The sequence below is a fragment of the Ilumatobacter sp. genome (assembly GCF_049588435.1).
GTDB lineage: Bacteria > Actinomycetota > Acidimicrobiia > Acidimicrobiales > Ilumatobacteraceae > Ilumatobacter_A.
This window is the reverse complement of sequence record NZ_JBAVYV010000148.1, coordinates 1-1,817: the sequence shown is the minus strand read 5'-3', so window position 1 is coordinate 1,817 and position 1,817 is coordinate 1. Positions and strand designations below refer to the sequence as shown.

2 protein-coding genes are annotated in these 1,817 nt (G+C 68.0%); both read left to right on the top strand.

Annotation, left to right across the window (positions count from 1 at the left end; all coding sequences use genetic code 11):
• A partial coding sequence (locus tag WBV89_RS05580) for an ATP-dependent DNA ligase (RefSeq protein ID WP_423980347.1) occupies positions 1–1,072 on the top strand: 1,072 nt, incomplete at its 5' end.
• A 125-nt stretch (positions 1,073–1,197) separates the two neighbouring features.
• A complete protein-coding gene (locus WBV89_RS05575) occupies positions 1,198–1,800 on the top strand; it encodes a thymidine kinase (protein ID WP_423980346.1) in 603 nt (200 codons plus the stop codon).
• Positions 1,801–1,817 lie beyond the last annotated feature (17 nt).

The window sequence follows — 1,817 nt, the reverse complement described above, 5'->3', positions numbered from 1 at the left end:
CGTGGGGACCGTTCGACGAGCGTCGATGATGGCGGGTGGACTCGGCCCGGCCGCCGTCGCGGCGCTGACGGGCGGTCGAGTCGCACTCGATGCGATCGACCTCGAACCACTCCGGCCGGTGCAGCCGATGCTCGCCAGCCCCGCCGCGAGCGTGGCCGACGCGATCGACGGTGCGGGAGACGTGCAGGTCGACTGGAAGCTCGACGGGGCCCGGGTCCAAGCGCACCGGCGCGACGGTGAGGTGCGCCTCTTCACCCGCAATCTGAACGATGTGACCGCCCGCCTGGGTGACGTCGTCGATGTCGTTCGGGCGATGCCGGGAGGAGACCTCGTGCTCGACGGCGAGGCGATGGGTGTCCGGGACGACGGGTCACCGCGCGCGTTCCAGGATTCGATGCGCGTGTCCACGTCGCTCGACGCCTTCTTCTTCGACGTGCTCGTCGCCGACGGCGTGTCGGTGCACGACGAACCGTTGTCGACGCGGCGCGAGGTCCTCGCGGCCACGGTCCCGCAGAGCTCGCGACTGCCGTCGATCGTCACCGCCGACGTGGCCCAGGCCGAGGAGTTCCTCGCCAACGCGATCACCGCCGGTCACGAAGGCGTGATGATCAAGGAACTCGACAAGTCCTACGAGGCGGGTCGGCGGGGCACCGGGTGGAAGAAGGTCAAGCCCGTGTACACGTTCGACCTCGTCGTGCTCGCCGTCGAATGGGGCTCGGGGCGGCGGCGGGGCCTGCTCTCGAACATCCATCTGGGTGCACGCGACCCGACCACGGGCGGCTTCGTGATGGTCGGCAAGACGTTCAAGGGGATGACCGACGAGATGTTGCGCTGGCAGACGAGACGCTTCGAGGAACTGCGCATCGGCGAGGGGCCGATCGGCGGGCGCAACGCGGTGCACCTGGCACCGGAACAGGTCGTGGAGATCGCGGTGGACGGGGTGCAGGCATCCACCACGTATCCGGGAGGGGTCGCCCTGCGGTTCGCGCGGGTCAAGCGATACCGGAGCGACAAGATCGCCGTTCAGGCCGACACGATCGACGCGCTGCGCGCCCTGGTGCGACCGGGTTGAGCGATCTCACGGATCTGTGCCGCGATCGCGACCGTCGACGACGGTAGGTTCACCATCCTGCGACCGCTCGGGACGCTGCCGCTGTCACTTCTGACGGCGGCCTTCGGCCGGGTTGCGATTCGACCATGGCGACACTTCGATTCAACTTCGGCACGATGGGCTCCGGCAAGAGCACGTTCGCCCTGCAGATCCACCACAACCTGTCGAACCGTCAGCTCTACGGCCTGCTGCTGACCACCCTCGATCGTGAAGGCCATCAGGTGACGAGTCGACTCGGCGTCGCGGCGCCCGCGATCGAGGTCAGCCCGGACGTCGACCTGTACCGCCTCGCGGCCGACAGCTGGCCGCTGCACTACATCGTCTGCGACGAGGTGCAGTTCTACACGAGGGCGCAGTGCGAGCAGCTGGCGCGGGTCGTCGACGATCTCGATGTCGACGTGTTCGCGTTCGGGCTGCTGACCGACTTCCGCGGCGAGTTGTTCGACGGGACCAAACGGATGCTCGAACTCGCCGACGAGCACACCCCGCTCCAGGTGGAGGCACGATGCTGGTGTGGTGCCCGTGCCACCCACAACGCCCGCGTGGTCAACGGGGGAGTGGTCTACGAGGGCGACACCGTGGTCGTCGGTGACACCCATGACTCCGACGCGCAACCGTTGTTCGGCGACTCGGTCCACTACGAACTGCTGTGTCGCAACCACTTCCGCAACGGCGACCTCGGCGCCTGACCCACGCTGCACATTGG

What these genes read in the sequence shown, in the direction of transcription:
- WBV89_RS05575 (WP_423980346.1), top strand. Translation starts at nt 1,198, where the DNA reads ATGGCGACACTTCGATTCAACTTCGGCACGATGGGCTCCGGCAAGAGC.